The 24,567-nt window shown below is 43.8% G+C and carries 20 protein-coding genes; 7 read left to right on the top strand and 13 right to left on the bottom strand.

All coding sequences use genetic code 11. The features are described 5' to 3' along the window. Window positions 1–133 precede the first annotated feature (133 nt). The 6 genes from L4C37_RS12180 to L4C37_RS12155 form a co-directional block, all read right to left on the bottom strand. Window positions 134–2,182 (bottom strand): TonB-dependent receptor, encoded by a 2,049-nt coding sequence (locus L4C37_RS12180; RefSeq protein ID WP_429768737.1) that lies wholly within the window; start codon window positions 2,180–2,182, stop codon window positions 134–136. 489 nt (window positions 2,183–2,671) lie between these two features. Continuing rightward, window positions 2,672–3,499 (bottom strand): ABC transporter ATP-binding protein, encoded by an 828-nt coding sequence (locus tag L4C37_RS12175; protein ID WP_273296109.1) that lies wholly within the window; start codon window positions 3,497–3,499, stop codon window positions 2,672–2,674. Window positions 3,500–3,513: 14 nt separating this feature from the next. Then, window positions 3,514–4,572 carry a FecCD family ABC transporter permease gene (locus L4C37_RS12170; RefSeq protein WP_429768736.1) on the bottom strand — a complete coding sequence of 353 codons (1,059 nt, stop codon included), beginning with the start codon at window positions 4,570–4,572 and terminating at the stop codon, window positions 3,514–3,516. Between the two features lies 1 nt (window position 4,573). Further along, complete coding sequence (locus L4C37_RS12165; RefSeq protein WP_429768735.1) at window positions 4,574–5,587, bottom strand: FecCD family ABC transporter permease; 1,014 nt, start codon at window positions 5,585–5,587, stop codon at window positions 4,574–4,576. Window positions 5,588–5,621: 34 nt separating this feature from the next. After that, window positions 5,622–6,542, bottom strand: a complete 921-nt coding sequence (gene fepB / locus L4C37_RS12160) for a Fe2+-enterobactin ABC transporter substrate-binding protein (protein WP_429768734.1) — start codon at window positions 6,540–6,542, stop codon at window positions 5,622–5,624. Between the two features lie 55 nt (window positions 6,543–6,597). Then, window positions 6,598–8,964, bottom strand: coding sequence for a penicillin acylase family protein (locus L4C37_RS12155; RefSeq protein ID WP_429768732.1), 2,367 nt, complete (start codon window positions 8,962–8,964; stop codon window positions 6,598–6,600). 232 nt (window positions 8,965–9,196) lie between these two features. Between L4C37_RS12155 and L4C37_RS12150 the strand changes: the two genes are divergently transcribed. From L4C37_RS12150 to folM, 5 genes are all read left to right on the top strand, one after another. Beyond that, window positions 9,197–10,096 (top strand): AraC family transcriptional regulator, encoded by a 900-nt coding sequence (locus L4C37_RS12150; RefSeq protein ID WP_429768731.1) that lies wholly within the window; start codon window positions 9,197–9,199, stop codon window positions 10,094–10,096. 288 nt (window positions 10,097–10,384) lie between these two features. Continuing rightward, the gene (gene folK, locus L4C37_RS12145; RefSeq protein WP_429768730.1) at window positions 10,385–10,882 is read left to right on the top strand and encodes a 2-amino-4-hydroxy-6-hydroxymethyldihydropteridine diphosphokinase; all 498 of its coding nucleotides are present in this window, start codon (window positions 10,385–10,387) and stop codon (window positions 10,880–10,882) included. A 112-nt stretch (window positions 10,883–10,994) separates the two neighbouring features. Then, on the top strand, window positions 10,995–11,372 hold the full coding sequence (gene folX / locus L4C37_RS12140) for a dihydroneopterin triphosphate 2'-epimerase (RefSeq protein ID WP_137372654.1): 378 nt from the start codon (window positions 10,995–10,997) through the stop codon (window positions 11,370–11,372). Between the two features lie 10 nt (window positions 11,373–11,382). Then, window positions 11,383–12,021 carry a GTP cyclohydrolase I FolE gene (folE, locus tag L4C37_RS12135; protein ID WP_137372653.1) on the top strand — a complete coding sequence of 213 codons (639 nt, stop codon included), beginning with the start codon at window positions 11,383–11,385 and terminating at the stop codon, window positions 12,019–12,021. After that, window positions 12,018–12,734, top strand: coding sequence for a dihydromonapterin reductase (folM, locus tag L4C37_RS12130; RefSeq protein WP_429768729.1), 717 nt, complete (start codon window positions 12,018–12,020; stop codon window positions 12,732–12,734). Before folE ends, folM begins: the two co-directional genes overlap by 4 nt. A gap of 50 nt (window positions 12,735–12,784) precedes the next feature. On the opposite strand, the gene L4C37_RS12125 is transcribed toward folM, so the two are convergent. Next, on the bottom strand, window positions 12,785–13,657 hold the full coding sequence (locus L4C37_RS12125) for a patatin-like phospholipase family protein (protein WP_429768728.1): 873 nt from the start codon (window positions 13,655–13,657) through the stop codon (window positions 12,785–12,787). Window positions 13,658–13,992: 335 nt separating this feature from the next. After that, window positions 13,993–14,547 carry a hypothetical protein gene (locus tag L4C37_RS12120; protein ID WP_273296583.1) on the bottom strand — a complete coding sequence of 185 codons (555 nt, stop codon included), beginning with the start codon at window positions 14,545–14,547 and terminating at the stop codon, window positions 13,993–13,995. Between the two features lie 409 nt (window positions 14,548–14,956). On the opposite strand from L4C37_RS12120, the gene L4C37_RS12115 reads away from it, so the two are divergent. Continuing rightward, window positions 14,957–16,465 carry a DUF3360 domain-containing protein gene (locus L4C37_RS12115; RefSeq protein ID WP_372266276.1) on the top strand — a complete coding sequence of 503 codons (1,509 nt, stop codon included), beginning with the start codon at window positions 14,957–14,959 and terminating at the stop codon, window positions 16,463–16,465. A 128-nt stretch (window positions 16,466–16,593) separates the two neighbouring features. On the opposite strand, the gene L4C37_RS12110 is transcribed toward L4C37_RS12115, so the two are convergent. Beyond that, on the bottom strand, window positions 16,594–17,355 hold the full coding sequence (locus tag L4C37_RS12110; RefSeq protein ID WP_273296585.1) for a helix-turn-helix domain-containing protein: 762 nt from the start codon (window positions 17,353–17,355) through the stop codon (window positions 16,594–16,596). Window positions 17,356–17,477: 122 nt separating this feature from the next. Between L4C37_RS12110 and L4C37_RS12105 the strand changes: the two genes are divergently transcribed. Beyond that, window positions 17,478–18,725 (top strand): MFS transporter, encoded by a 1,248-nt coding sequence (locus tag L4C37_RS12105; protein ID WP_429768727.1) that lies wholly within the window; start codon window positions 17,478–17,480, stop codon window positions 18,723–18,725. Window positions 18,726–18,928: 203 nt separating this feature from the next. Here the strand turns inward: L4C37_RS12105 and L4C37_RS12100 are convergent, their stop codons facing one another. From L4C37_RS12100 to pheS, 4 genes are all read right to left on the bottom strand, one after another. Then, on the bottom strand, window positions 18,929–19,801 hold the full coding sequence (locus L4C37_RS12100; protein ID WP_429768726.1) for an alpha/beta fold hydrolase: 873 nt from the start codon (window positions 19,799–19,801) through the stop codon (window positions 18,929–18,931). A 241-nt stretch (window positions 19,802–20,042) separates the two neighbouring features. Further along, entirely contained in the window at window positions 20,043–20,732 is a 690-nt protein-coding gene (locus L4C37_RS12095; RefSeq protein WP_429768724.1) for a hypothetical protein, read from the bottom strand. A 350-nt stretch (window positions 20,733–21,082) separates the two neighbouring features. Further along, window positions 21,083–23,503, bottom strand: coding sequence for a phenylalanine--tRNA ligase subunit beta (gene pheT, locus L4C37_RS12090; protein WP_429768723.1), 2,421 nt, complete (start codon window positions 23,501–23,503; stop codon window positions 21,083–21,085). A gap of 18 nt (window positions 23,504–23,521) precedes the next feature. Next, window positions 23,522–24,505 (bottom strand): phenylalanine--tRNA ligase subunit alpha, encoded by a 984-nt coding sequence (pheS, locus tag L4C37_RS12085; protein WP_004734764.1) that lies wholly within the window; start codon window positions 24,503–24,505, stop codon window positions 23,522–23,524. Between the last annotated feature and the right edge of the window lie 62 nt (window positions 24,506–24,567).

The raw sequence follows: 24,567 nt of genomic DNA, 5'->3' as shown, positions 1-24,567 counted from the left end.
ATCACTTCTATTTAATGAAAGTACTGTCGCACTAATGGATAAAACGAGTCGTTCACAACCGCAATGTAGATCTGTTAGTGGCTCTGTGCTCCCAAAAAGGCCAGCATCATCAATGCTGACCTGTGCTTAGGATTTAGAAGTCAAGCTGCACCAATAAGCCGACTGTGCGCGCTTTTTGTAGAAGTGGGGATGCGGTATATACCTCTCCTCGAGCTTCGAAAAGTATAACGTCGTTTGAATCGAACAAGTTATTCGCAAATAGTTTGGCATGGCCATAATCGAATACATAAGCAATAGATGTATTGACAGTGGTATAGCCAGAGATCTTTCCTACTTCGTTATTGTCTGTCGTTGAGTAGTAATCTCCAACGTACTGAACGTTACCATTGAACTCAAAATTACTTAGCCAATAGTTCAGCCCTGCAGCACCAGTAAACCCAGGAGCACGAGCAAACTCTTTGCCTTCATAGATATTCTGGGTACTATCGCTAAGTTCAGTTTTCAATAGACCCATATTAGCGAAGACACTCAAGTCTTGTGTTGCATACCAATCGATTGTGGCTTCTGCACCATAAGACTTTGCATCATCCAAGTTCGAGATCTCTGCGCCAGTTAACTGTTGCAAATTGTCGTAGTCGTTATAGAACACATTTGTTGTCAGCTGCAGACTTTGATCCATTAAGCGATGACGAGTAAATATTTCATAGTTCCAAACAGATTCTTTGTCGAACATGTACGTTGACCCTGCAATGAAATCAACGCCGGCACCACCTGAGCCAAATCCTTTTGCTGCACTCACACCAAAGGTGTTGTTTTTGTCTGAGTGCCACGCCAAGGCTAACTTAGGTAGGAAGTCGTTATAGGTCTTATCAAGCTCTAGAGCAAACGCCCCGCTCCCCCCCTGCCTAAAGCGTTTCTCACTTTCATAACGACCGACCGCCGTTAGTACCAAGCTTGGGGTTAGGTTATAAATGGCTTGCAAGTAAGCAGATTGGGTCTTAGTTTCATCCTCATAGGAACCCATGCCATCAATAAAATCATCTTGGCTATTACTGAAATATCTTACCCCAGCTAAAAGATCCAGTTGCTCCGAATCAGAGACATATCTAATGGTTGGCTCAATATGGTATTCCTTACCTTGAATTTCTGCGGTGAATCTATCACCTGTTGGAACAATACGTTCGATTTCGAAATCAGTATAGTTGGTGTTAAATGCCAACTCGATATTAGATGTCGCAGCGTAGGTTAGATCCCATACATAGCTATTCGAATGTCCTTCAGACACCGGACGTTTCGAAGGGAATGGGGCAAACTGTGAATCGTCAGGCTCATACTCACCCTGCGGAGCACGATGGTCATTATGTGAAATGCTAAGCGTCGAAGATAGATCCGGTATTTTACCAGGTTCGATAAGTAACTTAGCTCGAATGACGTTTGACTCAATTTCTTTGGAATCCCCCGCAGGTTCATAGCTAACCAGCGCTACAGAACTTTCTTGATACTGCCTATCAGCACTAATACGAAATGCGACCTGATCATCCACCAGAACATCGTTATATACGATGGCGGTCTGTTGGAGGCTATTGTTTCCCAAACCACCTTTAACTGAAAATTGACGCTCAAAAATAGGGGCGTTAGATTTCAAAACTACTGTTCCGGCAATGGAGTTTCGACCTTGTATATAGCTTTGTGGACCAAGATAAACCTCTGCCTGCTGCATATCCCACATTGAATTTTGCCCATAGGCGAGTTCATTGTAGGTCAGCGATCGTCCATCTAAAGAGACATTTAGCCTAGGCTTTGAACCTGAAATAAAAGCTGCAGCACCCACGCCAGGTCCAGAGCCATCAACTCCTCGCACCGTCGCAATCTGGTTTCCATAGCCAGTATCAACAATGTTTGGGCTCATTCTCAGTAAGTCCTGAGTCGTATTAATGCCCTTTTCCTCCATTGAATCTTGGTCATAAACAACAACACTTGCGCTGGTTTCTTGGAGAGCACGCTCGGATTTGTCACCGTATACCACGATAGTAGGTACTATAGCGTCTTTGGTCTCTTCTTCGGCAGCGGCAAGTCCTGATTGCATACCAAAGCAGACAACTGCAATTGATGCAGCAAGAGTACTGAGTGGGTATCTGCTTGACTGGCTTTTCGCTAAGCGCTCTATAGGCACTAATTCCATTTGGTCATTCTCCTAGATTTTTTCTGGTCGCCGTATAACAAGCTACTTTGGCTTGCATTACCTCGGTTTAAAGTTCGTTGGGGTACGGCTTCGCACTGCTTGTTAATTTTCCGACACGTTTATCACGTGGCAATAGTAATAAGACCATGTTCTAAATAAGTATTTAGCCGAAGTGCTGGCTTACTTTTAGTCGCACATGTCTCTGATTTGTACGGTTTAGTTATCTTGTTATTTGGATTCAATTTTTGATAACAATTCTCATTTACAGGCGTATCTTACTAAGGGTTGTAAGCACATACTTCTGAATTTGTGCTTTTCGAACGAACAAACGAATTGGGTTGTTGGAGGTCAATACGATAACGAGTTACGCGAAAATTTTACTGAGTCGAATGCTGAAGAATTCCCGACAATTTAACGGAAAATCATCAGGTTATTGTGGTATCACATCTTGCCATATGGTCAAAGAGTCAGGTGAAAGCTAGTTAAGACTCACACTACGTCTGGTATCAAGGGAGCTTTAGGTACAACCATAGGTGTACTTGTGACTGGGTCTGAAATAATTAAGCTATCTAAGCCGAACACTTGCTTAACTAAAGACTCGGTCATTAGCTCATTAGGGGAACCTTGAGCCACAATTTTACCGCCACTCAATACAACCAGGTTATCGGCGTAGCGGCAAGCTTGGTTCAAATCATGTAGTACAGCAACGATGGTGTTGCCCTGCTGTTGCTTGAGCTTTTTAAATAACTCAAGCAATTCAAGTTGGTGGGAGATATCTAAATAGGTCGTTGGCTCATCTAACATTAGGATTGGCGTTTGTTGTGCCAACAACATCGCAATCCAGACCCGCTGCCGTTGACCGCCAGACAAAGCATCAACCGAATGCTCGGCAAACTCTTCAACACGTGTGACACGCATCGCTTGTTTTACTGCACGCTCATCTTCTATGCTCCACTGGCTAAATAATCCTTGATGAGCATGGCGTCCACGTGCAATTAATTCTTCCACCGTAACCCGATCTGGGGTGGGAGAGCTTTGAGGCAGAAAACCTAACATTTTAGCGACCTCTTTACTCGGCATACGCTGGATCTGTTCACCATTTAAAATCACATGTCCCTGCTTTGGTTTTAGCAAGCGACATAGGCTTTTTAGAAGCGTCGACTTACCGCAGCCATTAGGTCCAACGATGACCGTTAATTGCCCACTCGGTATAGTGACATCGAGAGCCTCACATATGATCTTTGAGCCATATCCAAGCGTTAGATTTTCAGCGCTGAGTGTTGAATGTCCATCCGTTACAGAATCAAAAATAGTCATAATAAGTTACTGAGTTATCGGCTTCTGGTGATAAGCCAAAGTAAATAAAACCCGCCAATAATTCCACACACTCTCCCTATTGGTAAGTTGAGATCAATTGGCAATAGTTGAGTAATAAGGTCGGCAATAAGCAGTATCAAAGCGCCCATCAGCGCTGATGAAATAATGGGTAAGTTTGCTGTATTTCTTAACCGAGCCATCAGTTGCGGAGCAGCCAAGGCAATAAAAGCGATAGGTCCAGTAGATGCCGTTGCCAACGCCGCAAGTGCAACGCCTATTAGTGTCATTATCAGTCGAAGTTTTAATACTCGAATGCCAACCGACTGGGCACGTAACTCTCCTAGTTCTAGCCCAGCCATTGCCGCTGAAAATAGCTTGACTAGCGGTAAAAGCAAAACTACTCCAAATAGTACTGGTAATGCGTGTTCCCATGTTCTGGCATGCAGCGATCCCGCCAACCATAGATTGCCTGTAATAGCGCTATCTATCTCTCCTTTCACTAGCAACAGACCGTTAAACGCACTGAGTATTGCTCCAATGCCAATGCCAGTTAGCACTAGGTTTTGACGCTTGATAGTACCGCCTTGATAAGATAGAGCCAGTACTACCGCAGCCGTTGCAAAACCGCCGACAATTGCTCCAATAGCAACTTGAATTGAACCACCGGAAAAATAGATGATCTGAATTAACGCTCCAGCAGCCGCTCCTGAGGTGAAACCTATAATATCGGGAGATCCTAATGGATTACGGGAGATAGACTGGAAGATCGCGCCAGAAACCCCAAGAGCGGCGCCGGCAAACACAGCAGTAATGACCCTAGGAAAGCGGATATCCCACAAGATTTTAGCCTGAAAGCCACCGTCAGTTCGATCCGAAGAAAGTAACAACTCCAAAACCTGATGAACAGTGATCGGTAATTTTCCCACGCTAAGGGCAAAAAAAATAAGAGCACACAAGCCAAGGGCCATGATAGCCGCGATCGATATATTCTTTGTATTCATCACAACGGAAACAGACTTACACCGCAAGGCGTACAAATGTCGAGAAGAAAGCACTTTAGTAACTGTAAACACACTAACGCCTAATCAAGTACAAGAAAAACGGTCCACCGATTAATGCAACCATAATACCGGCACTTATTTCATCTGGGTAACCAACGATACGACCCAATATATCGGAACTGAGAAGCAATAAAGCTGAAATCAGCATAGAGGTAGGTAGAAGTTTTTTATGATCGGAGCCAACCATCAACTTGGTAATATGAGGGGCAGTCAAACCAAGAAAGCTAATAGGTCCTACTGCTGCCGTAGCGCTACCCGCCAATATTGTCACAACAATAAATGAACCAGCCCAGACAAATCTAGGGTTGATACCTAGTGTCAGACCTTTTTCAAAACCCAATACAATTGAATTTAGAGGCTTAGCTAATGCCAAAGACAACAACAGCCCTACCCCAATAAATAGAGAAACCGAATACAACACATCATAACTGCGCCCTTGTAATGACCCGACCGACCAATGACGGTACTGGTGGAATACTTCTTGATGGCTATTGATAGTGATTAGGCTGGTGACAGCCAAGAGCATAACCGTTAGTGCAGTACCTGATAAAACGACTCGTACGGCATCAACCTTTCTCCCTTTTCCTGCGATAAGGTAGACCAACACACCTGTGATCGCAGCACCTAACAACCCTAACCACACATAAGTTAATAAGTTCGTCACCCCAAATATGGAAATACCTAGCACGATCATAGTCATCGCTCCAGCATTGACACCAAGGATCCCGGGGTCAGCTAATGGGTTACGAGTGATCGCTTGCATGATGATACCCGAAACACCAAGCGCGGCTCCTACAGCCACAGCAAGCAAGGTTCTAGGAATTCGCAAGTGGTGAACAACGAGGTGTTCAGAGTTGGTGTCATCAAAGTAAAACAACGCTTTAAGGGTTGTTGCTACTGCAATATCTCGGGAACCAATAAATATGCTGATTAGCATTAAAACAGGCAAACTAATAAGGGCAGCAATCAAAACGATATTTACTTGTCGCTTATTTCTTCGAGCAACAGTATGGGCTAGTTGATTCATTTCAATCGGTATTTTTTTCTGACACAATAATTAACTAGCTTCCAAATCGCGCAAGCATATTTTTGATAATGTCTCTGGAACTGTAGAGATCCACTCGAAAGGTGTTCTCTCCTAACCCATAAACTTGCTGGTTTTTCACCGAGGGTAAGTTTTTCAATACCGCATCAGACATCAAGCTCTGAGCTCGCTCGTCAGAAGCCTCAAGTAAAAAGCTAGTTTCAGCCTTAAGTTGGGTCAACTTTTCATAATTAACTAAAACAAAATCGCTATGAAAGGCTGGGCCGGTATGCCAACTATGATCCGGTGATTCGAGTTCAAATCCCAATGCCGAGAGTAATAGCGCATGCGCCCCTTCCGATTGCGCTACTGCATTGGTCACTCCCGGTCCGTGGTAGCTAATAAGATTAGCTCTACCATCAGGCAAGTTTAATTGCCCTTTAGCGTCCGCAACCAACTGGTCAAATTCAGCAACAATATCTTCAACATGCTTTTCACTGCCCAACGCATCGCCTAGTTGCTTAGCTAATTCCTGCCAAGATTGAGTGCTGTAATCTACGATAATAGTTGGGGCAATGGAGCGAAGCTCTTTAACTTGGTTAAGCGCCGAATCTGCACCAGATGTAGATACAACAATCAGATCTGGCTGCTCAATATAGGCAGATTCAATGTCCACACTACCAGCCGGCCACAACTTATTTACCGAACGTTGATTAGCAACTGACTGCCATTGTCCAAAAAATCCCCCTGTAATATCAGTAGCGCTTGCTATTAAAGGTGCGTCAATGGCGAGTAAGGTACCTGTGATACTGACCGAGGTAGATAGCACCCTAACTGGTTTTGCTGGGATAATTGTCGTACTTCCATCGTCATTAACAAAGCTCTTTGGCCAGGCTAGCGCAGCGGTTGAAACTGTGGCTGTCAGTACAGTGACCAAAGTTAAGATTATCTTTTTCATTATTGATTAAGACCCATAAATATATTTTTAAAAATAACGAGTTAAATAGAATAAATTAGGAAGCAAGGTCTGCGTTGGTTATCGTAATTCTATCGGTGACGTGGGTGCTGTCCCACTGCTCGGGGCTATAAGGAATTGCGTATAGTTCTTTATCAAGAAACATTTGCAACTGGCATGTGCGTGCTGTTGAATCTATCCCATCGCGCTGACCATGTGCTAATAACACCTGTGGAACAATCGTGTCATCTTTCCATTGGGTTAACTGAAGATATGCTGTACCAAACAAGATGTAGGCAAAACCTTCACGGGTTAACTCTGCGGGCATTTCTCCGTTGAGAATACCTTGCTCATAAGATCCGCCATGCATGGCTATTGGGTGGTTTTCTGCGGTCTGATAGAGCACGCTCCCCCACGCAGTATCTAATGCAAAACCAAGTTGCTCTAACTCTATAACAGACTGCTCTAGCGCAGCCAAAATCACTTTCTGGCTTTGTAGTGTAGTTGAGATTTCTGAGTCCACTTCTGGATCACCAAACCCTGCCACTCTAACCAGCTTCGCCTGAACAAGCTTGCCCCACAGCTGATGAAACAATAACGCCCCACGGCTGTCTGCGTTGTTTTTCCTATCCCAATTCGCAAGCACGTAAAAAGCTTGCTTGGTCAGTGCTGAACAATCTCTCGGCTCTAAACTTAATAGCCAATCAAGGAAAGTCTCAGCAGCATAGTTGCGATTATCAAACACTACCTCTAGCACTTGTTGAGCACTTATCTTTCCATTCGAGCTGATCTCCTTGATTCGCTTATACGACATTATTAGGCGAGGATCATAGTCGAGCCTTGCGGCTGCCAATGTGTGCTGCTGTTTATGCTGGCCAAATACAGATGGATAGTCAGGCTGCTGCTTACCAAACTCACTGTACTTATAGCTGTTGTTGGTATTATGGATAATGCCACGAGAGATAATGTTGGGATAAAATGATTTAGCGGCTTGCAGTGGTCTCTGGTGTTTATCACGGAACGAGTTTTTAGTTTGGCTGCCATCCAAAACGTTAAACGCAACGCCTTCAATACCTACATGAGCGCTTGCCATAACTTCGTCGGTGATCGGTGGAACATTACCCGCCACTACGTAACCCACATCGCCATGTTTATCTGCGACAACAAGCTGGCAAAGCACGCCGCGGTGTTGCTCTATCTGCTCGATAAACTCTCGGGTTGAGCGAGCCTTCGCCGCCGATAAAAACTGATCCAAGCCCTTAGCATTTCTCTCACCTGGATTAGTGATTGCATACCAACCTGCTGGCTTGTTTGGTGATTGAGGAAGATGGAAAAGCGTCCCTAAATGTGACTGTGCAAACTGGTAGGATTGAATGGTGATTTCACCAGATTCTTGTCGTGTTTCAATATCGATTCTGCGTATAGTCGCAGACTGGTATTCACCATCCACCAAATACTTGAACGAGTCTTGCTTAAGCTTAACGTCCATAAGCTGCATCACGTAAGGTGTAACTGTCGCGGCATCCAAAATACTCCAAGAGACATCGGCATTGTACCCCGTCAGCGGTAGCGGAAAACCTAAGAAAGTGGTGCCTGCTGCATCAAGTTCACCCGGAATCGTGAGATGACACTGGTGCATATAAATACGTAATTGATGCGGATTTCTTTGCCATGCAGAATGGGGATTACCAACCAAGATTGCACGACCATCTTCAACAAAATCGCCACCGTAGGCCCAAGCATTGCTGCCAAAGCCTCCTTCGACTTCAACTGGTGTGCTATGAGGGGAAATCATATCGCTTGGGGTATTAGCGTTAATACCATTTGCTGGCGTATTTAAATTAGTTGGTGTAACTGAGTTGGTTGATGCGACTACATTAGCTGATGCAACTAGATGAGGGCCAATTTCAATCAGCTCCTTCATTACCCCAAAACGCATGGTAAAGCGAACAACGTCCTCGACTTCAAATCTAACCATAGGTTCTTGACCAACGATCTGTTGGTATTCTGTCTCAGATAGACTATCAACAAAGTAATTCAGGCCATTTACATAACCAAAAACATAATCTTGAGTCTCTGGGTTTAATTGTTTCAGCTCTTCTTGTACCCATTCATCGGGCACCCTAAGCTTGAACATTAAATCAGAATTGAGGTTGGTAGTTTTGAGAAAACCTAAGGTCGAAAAGGCTTCAGGTCCATAATATTTAGAGCGTTGACCACGCATTGCAATAGCCTGCCCCACAAGTTCAATCAACCGATCTCTGGCATGAGCATACCCATAACCAAACCCTAAGCTTTCATAGTTATCGGCTTGGATCCGCGGTACGTCTTTGTCGGTCCAAACGATCTCTACTTGGTCAAATTTACCTTGGTTTTTATAGATTAACGTTTTGCTCTCTGGAACCGATTGAGAAAACTGAGTCATGCTTTTTTTAATCCTAATACTCGCGATTACCCGACACTCGCCCAGCAACCAGTCAAGACAACAAACGAATCTATTTGATGATCTCAAAGCTACTTTCTCAATGTCCTTCCTTTTTGATATGATAATCATTATCATTACCAATCCAGTGATAATACGAAGTTTGCTACCTCTTTACTTCTGAATTTGTGCTTTTTCCAAATTTAAATTGTATTGAGAAAACCAGGCGCAAGTATTGAATCAACACACAACCAAGTTATGGATATACGAAACGATTTATATGGAAGTAACAAATAAAACCATTAACAATGCCATTGAATACATTTTCGATAACCTAACCAGCGAGCTAGGTGTAGAAGAAGTTGCAAACCATTGCAATTTATCAAAATTTCACTTTAGTAGATTATTTAAACAATCTACTGGCGAGAGTATTTACTCGTTAATCAAACGCCTAAAAATGGAAGACAGTGCCATCGTGTTAGGTACTAATACAAACAATAGTATTACCAATATTGGCTTAGGCTACGGATACAGCTCATCCAACTACAGCTCAGCATTTACTAAGCACCACGGGATCTCTCCAGCAAAATATAGAAAACTCAAAAAAGATAAGAAATTTGACTTGGTAAGCCATTTCGACGGGTCAAAAATCATATACCAAGAGTTTGAATACTATAATAAAAATGCTGTAATTCGAGACCTAGAAGATATACGAGTACTCTACCGACGCTACATTGGTGACTATGGTGATCTTCTTCATCAATGGCCGAAATTTATCGACGAGCATAGGAGTCTCATCCAAGATGATTCACAGTTAATTGATGTGTGTTACAGCGACCCGAATATCACAGACAAAAGTCGTTGTGTTTATGATATCTGTATAAAAATAGATGGTGATACTGTTTTACCGCCTCATGTAACCACAAACACTCGTGTTATCAAAGGCGGGAAGTTTGCCTCTTATACAGCTAAAGGCAACCCAAGTGACATAGCACATGACTATAAAGGCGTTTTTAATGTTTGGCTGCCTAGCAGTGGTTATAGCTTGGATAATAGAATCAGGTTTGATTCATATAAAGTAGTCAATCCAGAAGAGCAATATTTCGAAGTTGATATTAATCTCCCAATTCAATAGTAATTAATACGACCTACATTTTTCTAATTAGTCTTAGATCTAGTTGGACAAAATAGCTGATTTATTAAGGTGTTGGTTGACGTTATGTATCAATGAATTCTCCCCAAACTAGAGCCCCCTTTTACGGGTTCAAAAATCGGAAAATTTGCGAAAAAGCTGGGGGTTTCTTTTATCTTTATCTGTATCTTTATCTTTATCTTTATCTTTATCTTTCTGACATTAAACGGATACATAGCTGATCTTCATAGCGAGTTGGACGTATAAGCTTCTTAAAAGGAAGAAAATACTATGGTCACCGTCTATGTAAGCATTGGAAGCAACATTAACCGCGAACATCACATCACCGAATCTCTCAAAGCATTGAATCATCGTTTCGCCCCCCTGCACATTTCTAATTTCTACGATTGCGAGCCTGTCGGTTTCGAAGGAGATAACTTCCTAAACCTAGTCGTTGGGTTTGAATGTGACCTCCCTGTCGCCGAGCTGGTTCAGGTTCTACATCAAATCGAATCAGAAAATGGACGCCAGCGTGAGACTAAAGCCTATGCTTCACGAACAATGGATATCGACATCCTTCTTTATGGTGATCAAGTGGGTATTATCGATGGAGTAGAACTGCCAAGAGGTGAGATAACCGAGTACGCTTTTGTGCTCAGACCGTTAGTCGATGTTGCCGCGCAAGAACTTCATCCCACTCTAGACATCTCTTTTCAGCATCTCTGGGATAACTTCGATCAGTTTAGCCAGAAAACCAAATCCGTCCCTTTTAAGCTCAGTTTCACTTAGTCCTTACAACTGCCTATAAAGAACGGCTGATCTCATAATCGCGTGAGCTTTACTGATCTTTTCTTAAAACAAGCACGTAACTGACTTCACTTCCTAAGGATTGGACACTGTTATGAACCACAACGCCATTATTACCATCACAAATCTCAGACTAAGAACCTTCATCGGCTTCAACGAAGAAGAAAAGTCTAAGCAGCAAGACATCGTTATCAATGCAGAAATCCACTACCCCGCAAACAACCTTTGCCTCTCTGATGATGTGGACAACGCGCTTAACTACAAAAACATCTGTAAGAAGATAATTCAACACGTTGAGTCTGGAAGGTTTCTGCTTTTAGAAAAATTAACCAGCGATGTGCTCGGCATTTGTATCGACCATTCATGGGTGCGATACGCTCAAGTGAGAATTGACAAGCCTCATGCGCTACGTTTTGCCGACTCCGTCTCGCTCACCCTGAGCTACGAAGCAGACAACGACAATCATTCATAAGGAGAGAGTCATGCTAAACACAGAAGCAGAAAAAGTTAGAGAAGCTTTGCTCGCAAAAGGACTTGAAACCCCAATGACAGCAAGCGAGATGACTCCCGACCAAAAGTACAACCGAATCAAAGGGCTTTTAACGGAAGTTGTTAGTACGCTTGGACTGGACTTAACCGATGACAGCCTCGCTGAAACGCCCCATCGCATTGCAAAGATGTACGTACATGAGATCTTTTCAGGGCTCGATTACGATAATTTCCCTAAAATCAGTGTTATAGACAATAAAATGTCAGTTGATGAAATGGTTAAAGTATCGGACATAAACTTAACATCGACGTGCGAACATCACTTCATTACCATTGATGGTTTAGCAGAAGTAGCCTACATCCCTGAAAACAAGATTCTTGGGCTGTCTAAAATCAACCGTATCGTTCGATTCTTTGCTCAGCGTCCTCAAGTTCAAGAACGTCTTACCCAGCAAATCTTAGTTGCTATACAGACTCTCGTTGAAACAGAGAACGTGGCTGTGACGATTAAAGCAACCCACTATTGCGTTAAATCCAGAGGCGTTATGGATGCAAACTCTGAAACCTCAACGACCGCTCTCGGTGGTATCTTCAAAACTAACCCTCAAACTAGAGCCGAGTTTTTAAGATGAGTGAAACGATTCTAATAACCGGCGTGGGAAAGCGACTAGGCTTCGCACTGGCGCAACAACTTTTAGCAGATGGATACAAAGTGGTCGGAACATACCGAAGCGACTATCCTCAATTGCAACTGTTACGCGACGATGGAGCCGACTTGCAGCAGGTAGACTTTTACCAACAAAGCGACGTAGAGGGCTTTCTTCATTACGTTGTTCAAGAATATAAAACGCTCCGAGCCATCATACATAACGCTTCAGACTGGAAACCAGAGAGCAAGAAAAACCCCAGTGAAAACGCAGCGCAAATTATGAACCAGATGATGACAGTTCACGCTACCGTGCCTTACCTAGTCAATCTAACACTCAAAGACCAACTGATGTCTGGCGATAAAACTTCAGACATCATCCACATCAGTGATTACGTTGCGGAAAAAGGCAGTAAAAAACACATCGCTTACGCTGCCAGTAAAGCTGCGCTCAACAACCTAACTCTGTCGTTCTCAGCAATGCTAGCTCCCAAGGTGAAAGTAAATACCATCTCTCCAGCCATGATTAAGTTCAATGAACATGACGATGCGGCATACAAAGCCAAGGCTCTACAAAAAGCACTGATTCCCACAGAAGCGGGCTTTGAGGAAATAATAGATGGCATCAAGTTTGTGTTGACCAGCCACTACATGACAGGAAGAACCTTGCACCTTGATGGCGGCAGGCATTTGAAGTGAAGCCCAAAAATTTTGAGCTTACGGCAGCATAGGGACGTCACTACCTCCCATTAAAGCCTGTCGCCCAGTATTGCCTGTGCCAAATGGTAGCCTCTATCTATCATCTCCTGTGATCGATCAAACTCTAATGTGCCACAGGCATTGCGAGGAAGCTCAAGCGTAATATCGGCAGGGTAAGCTGCCAATTTTTGGCGAGCAATGGTCGATTGCATCGCATCAAACGCTTGGTTAGCAATGTCGTAGGCAGCAAAATTGAAACTCATTTTGCTTTTCACACTGCTACCTAGATTATCGATAAAATGAACAACCTTCTCGTGCAGGTTACTCTCTTTTGTTGGTAGCGAAACAGGTGCCGTTTCCTGCTTAACCGTTTCAGGTTCACCACCTAAATTCACAGCTAGCGTAAAGTCTGTCTTATCTCCGAAGGTTGGCGCAATCGGTACGGGATTAAGCACGCCACCATCAATCAGCTCTTCGCCATTAATAACATGGGGTGTGAAGAACAATGGCAAAGAGATAGAAGCGCGGATGGCATCAAACAGAGAGCCTGATTGCAACCAAACTTCTTTTTCATCGGCGACATTAGCGGCAACAGCGGTATAAGAAATAGGAAGATCTTCAATTGAAATCTCACCGATCAATCCACGCAGCGTGTCGATGATCTTGTCCCCTTTGAAGATACCACTCGATTGCCATGAAAAGTCCAACATCATCGCCATATCCGATTGGTCGATACTGGTGACCCACTCTTCAAATTCATCCAACTTACCCGCCGCGTAGACACCACCGATAAGTGCGCCAATTGAACAACCAGAGATAGATTTTATCTGATAGCCATGCTCAATGAGCCAGCGGATGATTCCAACGTGAACCAAGCCTCTTGCGCCACCACTACCCAGTACCAATGAGATCGTTTTTGCCATCGTACTCATCCTTTAATTCATTAGCTTTTTAGTTCTTTCAGCAAGATCATACCACTTCGTGTCACTGTAAGCTGTGTAATGCTTTGAAAACTGCACCACCTGCGTGCCTCTATGTGTCGTGGATTGAGATCGGGCAGCTTAAGTTGATTGCTCAAACTCATAGACTTTAGACTACCGCACTAAACTAAAAGTGAGTCATTCCAGCAAGCCTAAGCACGACTAGGAATCTACTTTTCGTGAGCGCTTGATAAAACAAAAGGTCGCCCACTTGAAAGCGAGCGACCTCTTGTTATTCATTGTGTTTTTGAGCTCATCCTGTAAGTGAGAACAAAGAATTACAACACGCGTAAGCACTCTTCTGGCGACAAGCTCAAGAGCGTATTGGCAAAGTTGATCTTCTCATCGCGCCATCTCAATGCTGCCTCTCGACCGTCTTGTGCGTGTCTGTCGGCCTCAAAATAACTTTTTCTTGGAAGTCCGTCTGCTGGCGTCATCACCATAGATTGTTCATTCAAGCGAAGCGTAAACAAGAACTGACCACGTTGCCCGGTTTGCGCTGCTGGGTGATGCAATGTGGTATCACAGCAATAGCGCCTATCACGCAGTGCGCGGCATGTGTACTCAAAAGCATCTTGAGCACCACGTCCAGGGAACGCGGTATAAACACTGATGCCATCACGTTGCAAAGACTGCTCACCCGCCGCGAGTTGCACCGCATGTTGGATCATCCTAAAGCCTAGAACCACGCCACCAATGCTATTCAATCCACTGTATTGAATTGCGCCTTCTAAGCTCAGATGAAGTTTGTCTTCCCCTTCATAGAGAAAAAGATCAGGCGATGCCCAATCGCTCTTTGGAATAAGCAGTTGAGTAATATCCGAGTGTTCCATGTTGGTCTCCGCAACAATGAGTGTATTTGAGCCCATAAAATACCGTAATGAGAATTATTATCAATGGATTTTAACAAAAAACATTACCCCAAAAAGCACTCGTCGATGGACGTTCTCTGATTCTTTAACACCAAGAATTTCTTGTTAGATATTCGTTTATTACCCATAAATTCATCGCCTACAAACAAGCCAATTCATACTGTTTACCGTCTTTCATATTAACCTTAGAACTCTACGACTAATGTCTAACTAACTGAGACTATTTGTTTTTTTTGGTTTGGTATAAGGTACTAACATCTAAATGTTAATGAATTTTTAATTATAAGTTGACGCATTGTTTGCGCTTCTGCGTGAGTCAATAACGTTTGTTGGAATAACACACCTTAGAGTGTGAACGAAAGGAATCAAAATGAGCAGTACTTTAGAGTCCGTACATATACAAACAGATAAGCCTCAAGCCAATGAGGGTGAACTCACTTATGAACAACAGCATAAACCAAGCTCGGAATTTGATTCCCGAGAACAATATCTAGAGCACGAATTACAAATCATGTCGCCTAAACGCTGGCGTCCCAATTTACCGTTTAAAGATTATCGATTCGAGATAGAAGATACCATCCCAGCGATGGCAGCAACCATTGGTAAGATTGTGATGGTGGGCGCCATTGCAGCAACCTTTGCCGGAGCTCTTGGGTTAAATGAAGGCTTCATTTTAGAAAATGTTCGTTATGAACTGCTCATCGCCTCTGTTTTCATTATTCTTTTCTCTGGCTTCTTACTGCCGACCGCTAACCTCGCCGGTACACACGGTCCACTCATCCCATTAATTCCGATTGTCGTTGCAGCAGGTGGACACCCTATGGCTTTTGGGTTGCTGATTGGCGCTTTTGGCTTAATCTTAGCCATCAGTAAAGGTGGCAGCATGTTGGCAAACCTCACCAGTAAAGGCGTGTGTGGCGGTTTACTGCTCTACCTCGGCTTTGTTGGAACCGCTTCTCAAGTGAAAAAACTGTTCGCGTGGGCAGAGGGGATCGGCATGAGCCATATTGCTTTTGTCGTGATCTTTTGCACCATTATTTTATACGCGTTATTGGAACATTTCCGTAAGCGTTGGCTAGCCGTACCTCTTAGTTGCTTGCTAGGTGGTACTTTAGCTTTTGCCATGGGTGCACCGTTTTCTTTTCAAACCGAGCCAGGTTTACCCAATATGAACCCTATGTATTGGTGGGGAGAAGATACCGGCTGGATGCTAGGCTTACCGACGATAGAACATTTCATGGTGGTTTTACCTTTTGCTATTTTAGCCGTGGCTATGTGGTCGCCAGATTTTCTAGGGCATCAAGTGTTTCAAAAGATCAGCTATCCAAAACGTACTGAAAAAGTACATATGAACATTGATGACACCATGACCACGGCTTCAATTCGTCAAACGTTCGGTTCTCTGCTTGGTGGTACTAACTTTACGTCTTCATGGGGTACTTATATTGTACCGGCGGCGATTGCTAAACGCCCTATTCCTGCTGGCGCTTTGCTGACGGCTCTGTTTTGTATCATCGCCGCAGTTTGGGGCTACCCGATGGATTTAGCTATCTGGCAACCTGTGCTGTGTGTTGCGCTCATTGTTGGAGTATTTGTGCCATTGTTAGAAGCTGGAATGGAAATGACACGAGAAGGGAAAACCACACAATCGGCAGCGATAGTTGTATTTTCTTCAGCGCTCGTTAACCCTGCATTTGGCTGGGCTCTCACCATGCTGTTGGATAACTTAGGCTTAGTCGGTTGTAAAGAACGTAGCAGTGAACTGAGTAGAATGAGCCGTTGGGTATTACCTGGCATTATGTTTATTGTGCTAAGTGGTGTGATGGCGTTGGTTGGCCTTCTACCGGGTATTCCGGCGATTATCCCAAGCTTCCGTTAAGCTCGATTAAGCTTTAGTTTTAGCCGGAACAAAAAGGCCTCGCAATCGCGAGGCCTTAGTTTTATCTATCTAACGGTTACAACGGCCCTTCTTCACTGACTTTAATCGCTGTCATCACTAGCATTCCGCTAGACTAAATTCGATATTGGTGGCATCTGCCCATGAAACTCACCCTGCGCTCCCATAAAACCAAATGTATAAGGCTTCACCTCATCGTAACTTCGACCATCAAACGCTTGTCTTTCACGTAGTTTGTTAAACAGCCAGTTATCTAACATGTTATTGATCTCGATAAACTCATCTTTCGTTAACTCAGCTTTGAAGCTGGTGAGAAAGGCATCATCATCAGACTCAGGCAAGTTAATGACTCGTTCTTGTAGACCACTTAACACCTGCGAGGTGAAATAAACGGGGTATCTAGCCCCTTTTATAAACGCGGTTTCTTTGGGAAAAAGCAACTTACACGCATTATTACAGCCAATGTCGATAAGGCTGAGCTTTTCCAGTTGTCGCAGATACAGGTGCACTGAAGGATCGTTTAATCTGTGTTTTTCTTGAATATGTTGAACGGAAATGTCTTCCGCCAACTCTGACCAAAATGAGAAAAGAGCTGGATTATCAAAAAACGCGTCATCTTGTTCTTTGGAGAAAACGGGAATTGAAGCGACATTCTCTTCTGCTTCTGCAAGAAGCTTTGATAGCGGTCTGCCCGTGAGGTTAGCAATCGTCACTAACCTCTGAATTGACAGCGGTTGCGAACTGTTAAGTAACCTTTTAATACTCACTTCTGAGATCTCAAGTTCCGTAGCAAGTGTGCGATAGGAAAGATTGCACCTTTTAAGCTCTCTTTTAAGCAATTTACATATTTCTAATGATAGTTGTTCGTCCATTTCGCTCCAATCATCTCAATGCAGATACCAAAAGTATCACAATACTATCCTTTCTATTCACCAATTGCACTTAAGTATCAATCAGAGATGATGCCATTTTAAATAAGCAAAGGAACATATTGATGCAACGAAATGAGTTAGTTGTACGATTTGGCATACAACAATATCTACATTGGACAGTAGTTGGGCTACTTATTCCTGTCATTATTCTTATTTTTCAGTCTAGGGGACTAAACCTAACGGAAGTTGGGATTGTCATGGCTGTTTGGATCGGAAGCACGACAATATTAGAGATACCAGTCGGTGGCCTTGCTGACACCATTGGACGAAAAAAAACATATTCGTACTCGCTAGTACTTACTCTACTTGGCTATCTCAATCTACTCTATGCAAATAGCTTGAGCAGTATCTTAATTAGCGCCATGTTCTTAGGCGCTTCTAGAGCCGTTTACTCCGGGACTCTCGACGCATGGTTCTATGATGCATTTGATCGTATCCCTGGAGATAATTCGTACCATACAGCTATGGCAAAAGTTAATGTGTTTGTTACCGTAGGGCTAGCAACCGGATGTCTGTTCGGTGGTGTTTTACCTAACAGTATGGTGAGTTCATATTTTGAGTCATTTGACTCGTATGACATCAGTATTTTCGTCACTAGCGTATCAAGTATTATCTTGCTTTTTCTGACACGGCTATTGCTTCCTGATGAGCAGAAAAGAATCAAAGAAAGCCACAAAAGCACCATCATAATCGCGGTAAAAACGAGTGTTCAGGCACTTAACTTCTCTCTAAACCACTGGACGTTAAGGTTAGTTATTCAGGCAACACTCGTATTTGGCGCAACAATGAGTGCTGTTGAAAACCTCTGGCAACCCTACCTATCAGAATTAATGGTAATGCAGTCCAAAGATTTAACACTTTTTGGCATCATATCGGCACTGTACTTCTTGGTGTCCGCTTTATCGTCAATAGTGTCCGTTCCCTTGTTAAAAGTGTTTGGCGGTTCTCACAAGGCTTTAATGTTTGTGACTCGCGCACTTGCCGGCCTGTCGCTGATCTTACTTGCCAACACCAGCAACACCATGAACTTTGCTCTACTGTATTTGGCGTTTTTCTTTCTCCTAACAATGGGCAACAACTCTGAGCAGGTATTACTTAATGAAAATACTCCAGAAGAGATGCGATCAACAATTTTGTCCATAAGTTCTTTCGCCGTTACAGGTGGCGGCGTACTGGCTTCTTTAGCTTTGGGATTCATTTCTGAGTATTACGGCATATCCCTTAGTTGGATATTGTGTGGTTCTGTACTCTTAATCTCTTCGCTTTATTTCCTCGGCTGCCGTGAAGTAGTCAAAACAGAGTCTGTGTGAAAGCCTCCCCCTCGAATGGGGTGACCCGATCTCTTGAGATATAAGAATGAGGGGGAGAACATTCTTTGTCGCTGAACACATTGCAGCACATGTAGCGATCGGTATTCAGTTCCTCCCCTTTTCCGTAACCAACAAGAGATTGGAGATGTAAACCAAGGGGAGGTTAGGAGGGGATTATCAGCCTATTCTCACGCGCAAGCGCCCTACTTCACTGACTTAACCGCTTTCATCAACGTTGTGTTGAATTGCTGTGGTTGCTCTAGCATAGGGAAATGACCTGAGTCTTCAATGTAGTAAATACTGTAATCCTTGATGTGTTTCTTGTTCGCTTCTGAATCGGTTGGCCATAGGCGAGCATTCACCAATATTACTGGCACGTTCACGTTCTCATACACGCGGTGAGCTTCGCCTGTCACGTATTGGCCTAGATAATGGCGGAACTGGTTTATCGCGATAGCTGGCGGTGCTGATGCCATGTCTTGCGTTACCCAATAAAGTAAATCCGTGTCTACGTCTTTTGGTAGCGAGTCTTTCACGAACATAGTAATGCCTGCTTGGAAGTCTACTTCAAACGGTTTGGTCATTGCATTTAAGTCGCTTTGTGAAACCGCAAGTGCGACGTTTTGCGATGTGTCGACACCAATAATGCCCTTCACTCTTTCCGGCATCAGTTTAGCGGCTTCTGCAATAACACCACCCGCCATAGAATGACCGACTAAGATGACGGATTCGAGTTGTTCTTTTTCAATTACCGCTTTGATGTCTTCAGCGAATGCAACCATGGTGTACTCTTCGCGGTTGAACGATGAGTTACCGTGCCCGGCTAAGTCCATGGTGATGACTTGATACTGCTTTGAAAACTCACTCACTTGGTTTTGCCACAGCCTGCTGTCTAAGCTCCAACCATGAATAAAGATCAGCGCCGTATCCCCACTTCCGCTTTTGCCATACGCAATTTGCTCACCATCGTGAGATATCGCGATACCATACTTAACCGTTGAGTCATGAGCCATGGCATTGATGCTACCAAGTGCCATAAATACCAAGAATGTAATTTTTAGAATTAAACGTTTCATAATGTCTCTCTACTTACTTTAAAGGAGACACAGAAAGCGCCCCTCTCAATCAATGTAGTCACTATAAAGTGTGAAGTTGTAGACGGGTCAAGGGGGATTTAGATAAAAGTTCTTCTGTTGTGGTGACTTGAGCAACTCATTTTTGCCTCATTACGCTTTAGTGCGATTACTCAGCAACAGATTACGCTACTGAGTTTGCGATACTTGTAGTTATGGCAAAGCGCAGAACATTGCTTATGCTCTAGAATTTGTAGTTATAGTTGATAAACCAATCACCTTTATTATCAGGGTAGAAGTATACCTTTTGACTTGAGTCTGGACCAAAAAACGACATATTTAAGGTATATTCTAGGTTGAGTAGGTTCATCCCAACGAAATTTATCCAAAATACATCTTCATTTATTTTGCGATCACCATCCTCATCTTGTTCTCTTTCAACATCATTAAGTAAATTGTATCCTCCAAGTGCCAACAATGTATATCCTGTAAAAGGAAGTTGACCCCCAGAAGCTATACCGAGAAAAACTTGAGTCCCTCCAACTGCATCATTACCATAGCCAGTTGCCACGCCATATGACATATACGCACTTACAGCTTCATAAATGACAAAACCAATTGTATTCGTCAATAAAGGATCATTAAAGATTGTATAAGAACTCTTTGAACTAAGTTGGCTGCTAGATTTAACTACCCTACCGTTTATCAAATTTTCCTGATAGGCGAATACCGAAGTGTCTGTTGGAGATTGAGATACATATAAGGCGGATGGTAATGGGTAAAGTATCGGCTCATCGCTATAACCGGAATTCCAATCTAGCGAGTTGAAAGGGGGCTCTGACCCCAGCTCTTCTTCACTGATAAATGCAGACACATTATGACTAGAAACTAATGTTATTAGAAAAACAAAATATATTGCTTTTAGTTTTTTCATTTTTAAATCCAACTGATTGTTATAGGTCTCTGACTGGAGAAAGAAAACAGTATAAAGACAAAAGTTTTAGACAGCTGTGCACTAGGCATTAAATTCCGATACTTAGCAAAAAAACAATCAACGCCAGTCCGTTCACTATGATGATATCAACCATGTATTATTAGCTAACGGGCCGTCATTAACCCTACAATTTTTCCATTTAGGATATGAGAAGTTTTCTGAAACCTGGATTATAGGCGATTTACTCTGAGGTGTTTTTGTCCAATAATGAGGTTAGCCCCTCTTCTTGCCAAAAAACAAAAAGGCCTCGCAATGCGAGGCCTTTGATTTTTTCTATCTATCAGAAGAGATTAGTCGCGAAGTGCTGCGCCGAATTTCTCTGAGATTGAAGCTACGATAGCATCTACTGAACCAGCGATGTCTGCATCTTCAAGTGTGCGCTCTACAGACTGTAGGCTAAGTGCGATTGCTAGGCTCTTCTTACCTTCTTCAACGCCCTGACCAACGTATACGTCGAACAGTTTAGCGCCTGTTAGGAATTCGCCACCAGCAGCGATACATGCATCTACGATGTCGCCAGAAGCTACTGCTTCATCAACAACAACTGCAATATCACGACGGTTTGCAGGGAACTTAGATACGGCTACTGCTTCTGGAAGCACGCGAGTGTTGATAGCTGCCCATTCGATTTCGAATACGATAGTGCGGCCGTTAAGACCAAACTTACGCTCTAGTTCTGGGTGAACAGTACCAATGATACCCACTTCTCTCTCTGTTTCGAGACCAGCGTCTACTACGATAGCCGCAGTTTGACCTGGGTGAAGTGCTGGGTGCTTAGCAGATTTGAAGCTGTATGCGATTTCGTTTGCAGAAAGCTCAAGAACGGCTTCTAGGTCACCTTTAAGATCGAAGAAATCTACAGTGTTAGTTGCAATGTCCCAGTGCTCTTCGCCACGAGTACCAGAGATAACGCCCGCAAGCATCATTTCTTGGCGCATGCCGTTTTCAGCAGTTGCTTCAGGGATGAAACGTAGGCCTGATTCGAATAGACGAACGCGAGACTGTTGACGCTTCTGGTTGTGAACAACTGTGTTTAGAAGACCTTGGATTAGACCAAGACGCATTGCTGACATGTCCGCAGAGATTGGGAATGGCAGGATTAGCGGCTCAACACCAGGTACAACAAGTTTTTGTTGTTCTGGTTCTACGAAGCTGTATGTGATTGCTTCGTGGTAGCCACGGTCTACAAGAAGGTCACGAACGCGCTTAAGCGGTTGGTTAGCTTCTTTGTGGTCATTCATTTTAAGTGCCGCTTTAGGCGCTTGGTTTGGAATGTTATCGTAACCGTAGATACGACCTACTTCTTCAATTAGGTCTTGCTCGATTGCGATATCAAAACGCCAAGATGGAGACGTTGCCGTCCAACCTGCGTCTGTGCTCTCGCTCTCTTCAACAACAGTAACTTCACAACCTAGGCGAGTAAGAATTTCCACTACGTCTGTAGATGGGATTTCGTGACCTAGTAGGCTGTCTAGCTTAGCGCGACGTAGAGCAACTACGTTTGCTTTTGGTAGATCAGCTTCAGATTCGCTGCCGTTTACTGGCGCAACTTCACCACCACAGATTTCAACTAGAAGCTGCGTTGCACGCTCCATTGCTGCTGCTTGTAGCGTTGAATCAACACCACGTTCGAAACGTAGAGAAGAATCTGTGTGAAGGCCGTAAGCACGTGCGCGACCACGGATGTGATCCGGTGCGAAGAATGCCGCTTCAAGAAGTACGTCTGTCGTTTCAGTAGTAACACCTGAATCTTGACCGCCAAAGATACCAGCGATTGCTAGTGCTTTGTTTTGGTCAGCGATAACAAGTGTGTTGCTGTTTAGTTCAGCTTCGTTGCCATCTAGAAGTGTTAGCTTTTCGCCCTGCTCTGCTAGACGAACCACGATACCGCCTTCGATCTTAGCTAGATCAAATGCGTGCATTGGTTGGCCTTGCTCTAGCATCACGTAGTTTGTGATGTCTACAACTGGGTCGATTGAACGGATACCACAACGGCGCAGTTTTTCTTGCATCCAGATTGGAGATTCCGCTTTCACGTTTACGTTCTTAACCACACGGCCAAGGTAACGTGGACAAGCATCCGTTGCTTTAATTTCAACAGATACTGTGTCTTCAATGCTTGTTGCAACAGCGTCAACTGTTGGCTCTGTAACGTCTGCGCGGTTTAGTACGCCAACTTCACGAGCAAGGCCACGGATGCTGAAGCAATCTGCGCGGTTTGCTGTTAGGTCTACGTCGATAGTTACGTCGTTAAGCTCAAGAAGCTCACGTACATCCATACCTAGCGTTGTGCCTTCTGGCAGCTCAAGGATGCCGTCAGACTCTACGTCGATACCTAGCTCAGAGAAAGAACAAAGCATGCCGTGCGATGGAACGCCACGTAGTTTTGCTTTCTTGATTTTGAAGTTACCAGGCAGTACTGCACCAACTGTTGCTACTGCTACCGTTAGGCCAAGACGACAGTTAGATGCACCACAAACGATGTCTAAAAGTTCTTCTTCACCAATGTCGATCTTTGTAACTTGTAGTTTGTCTGCGTCTGGGTGCTGACCGCACTCAACCACTTTACCTACTTTAACGCCGGTGAATTCACCAGCAACAGGTTCTACATCGTCAACTTCCAAACCAGCCATAGTGATTTGGTGAGCTAGCTCTTCGCTGTTAATTGCAGGTTTAACCCACTCGCGTAGCCAAGATTCACTGAATTTCATAGTTTTGACTGCCCCGGATTACTTGAATTGTTTAAGGAAACGAAGGTCGTTCTCGAAGAACGCACGAAGGTCATTTACGCCGTAACGAAGCATCGTTAGACGCTCTACACCCATACCGAATGCAAAACCAGAGTATTTCTCAGGGTCGATGCCAACAGAGCGAAGTACGTTAGGGTGAACCATGCCACAGCCTAGAACTTCTAGCCATTTGCCATCTTTACGTTTCACGTCAACTTCAGCTGAAGGTTCTGTGAACGGGAAGAATGAAGGACGGAAACGCACTTCAACTTCTTCTTCAAAGAAGTTACAAAGGAAATCGTTAAGAATGCCTTTAAGTTGTGCGAAGTTTACGTTCTCATCAACTAACATACCTTCCACTTGGTGGAACATTGGCGTGTGAGTTTGATCATAGTCGTTACGGTAAACACGACCCGGAGCAATGAAGCGGAAAGGCGGTTTGCCGTTTTCCATCGTACGGATTTGAACACCAGAAGTGTGCGTACGTAGCATTAGATCAGGGTTGAAGAAGAAAGTATCGTGATCAGTACGAGCTGGGTGATCGTCTGCGATGTTTAGTGCATCAAAGTTGTGGAATGCATCTTCAATCTCAGGGCCAGACTCAGTGCTAAAGCCAAGCTCACCAAAGAACTGTTCGATACGCTCAACTGTGCGAGTCACTGGGTGAAGACCACCGTTCTCAATGCGACGACCTGGTAGGCTCACATCGATAGTTTCTTCAGCTAGTTTCGCTTCAAGCTCTGCACGTTGTAGTGCGTCTTTGCGAGCTGCGATCGCTTGTTGAACAGCACCTTTCGCTTTGTTGATCTCTTGACCAGCAGTGCGACGCTCTTCAGGTGGAAGTTTACCTAGGCTTTGTAGTTGAAGAGTGAGTTCACCCTTCTTACCTAAATACTGAACTCGCACTTCATCAAGTGCGACTAACGAATCTGCTGTATCAATAGCAGTCGTTGCATTAGCAATGATCTCTTCTAGATGTTGCATCATTTCCTCATCTACCAGTTGGTAGTGTCCGTATCGGATGATTAGTTTTTTAGATAGCTACA

The sequence above is a fragment of the Vibrio kagoshimensis genome (assembly GCF_050337535.1).
Classification (GTDB): domain Bacteria; phylum Pseudomonadota; class Gammaproteobacteria; order Enterobacterales; family Vibrionaceae; genus Vibrio; species Vibrio gallaecicus.
Note: the sequence above shows the minus strand (reverse complement) of the source record. Positions and strands in the feature narration are given on the sequence as shown.

What these genes read in the sequence shown, in the direction of transcription:
- L4C37_RS12180 (WP_429768737.1), bottom strand. Translation starts at nt 2,182, where the DNA reads ATGGAATTAGTGCCTATAGAGCGCTTAGCGAAAAGCCAGTCAAGCAGA.
- L4C37_RS12175 (WP_273296109.1), bottom strand. Translation starts at nt 3,499, where the DNA reads ATGACTATTTTTGATTCTGTAACGGATGGACATTCAACACTCAGCGCT.
- L4C37_RS12165 (WP_429768735.1), bottom strand. Translation starts at nt 5,587, where the DNA reads ATGAATCAACTAGCCCATACTGTTGCTCGAAGAAATAAGCGACAAGTA.
- fepB (WP_429768734.1), bottom strand. Translation starts at nt 6,542, where the DNA reads ATGAAAAAGATAATCTTAACTTTGGTCACTGTACTGACAGCCACAGTT.
- L4C37_RS12155 (WP_429768732.1), bottom strand. Translation starts at nt 8,964, where the DNA reads ATGACTCAGTTTTCTCAATCGGTTCCAGAGAGCAAAACGTTAATCTAT.
- folK (WP_429768730.1), top strand. Translation starts at nt 10,385, where the DNA reads ATGGTCACCGTCTATGTAAGCATTGGAAGCAACATTAACCGCGAACAT.
- folX (WP_137372654.1), top strand. Translation starts at nt 10,995, where the DNA reads ATGAACCACAACGCCATTATTACCATCACAAATCTCAGACTAAGAACC.
- folE (WP_137372653.1), top strand. Translation starts at nt 11,383, where the DNA reads ATGCTAAACACAGAAGCAGAAAAAGTTAGAGAAGCTTTGCTCGCAAAA.
- folM (WP_429768729.1), top strand. Translation starts at nt 12,018, where the DNA reads ATGAGTGAAACGATTCTAATAACCGGCGTGGGAAAGCGACTAGGCTTC.
- L4C37_RS12125 (WP_429768728.1), bottom strand. Translation starts at nt 13,657, where the DNA reads ATGGCAAAAACGATCTCATTGGTACTGGGTAGTGGTGGCGCAAGAGGC.
- L4C37_RS12120 (WP_273296583.1), bottom strand. Translation starts at nt 14,547, where the DNA reads ATGGAACACTCGGATATTACTCAACTGCTTATTCCAAAGAGCGATTGG.
- L4C37_RS12115 (WP_372266276.1), top strand. Translation starts at nt 14,957, where the DNA reads ATGAGCAGTACTTTAGAGTCCGTACATATACAAACAGATAAGCCTCAA.
- L4C37_RS12110 (WP_273296585.1), bottom strand. Translation starts at nt 17,355, where the DNA reads ATGGACGAACAACTATCATTAGAAATATGTAAATTGCTTAAAAGAGAG.
- L4C37_RS12105 (WP_429768727.1), top strand. Translation starts at nt 17,478, where the DNA reads ATGCAACGAAATGAGTTAGTTGTACGATTTGGCATACAACAATATCTA.
- L4C37_RS12100 (WP_429768726.1), bottom strand. Translation starts at nt 19,801, where the DNA reads ATGAAACGTTTAATTCTAAAAATTACATTCTTGGTATTTATGGCACTT.
- L4C37_RS12095 (WP_429768724.1), bottom strand. Translation starts at nt 20,732, where the DNA reads ATGAAAAAACTAAAAGCAATATATTTTGTTTTTCTAATAACATTAGTT.
- pheT (WP_429768723.1), bottom strand. Translation starts at nt 23,503, where the DNA reads ATGAAATTCAGTGAATCTTGGCTACGCGAGTGGGTTAAACCTGCAATT.
- pheS (WP_004734764.1), bottom strand. Translation starts at nt 24,505, where the DNA reads ATGCAACATCTAGAAGAGATCATTGCTAATGCAACGACTGCTATTGAT.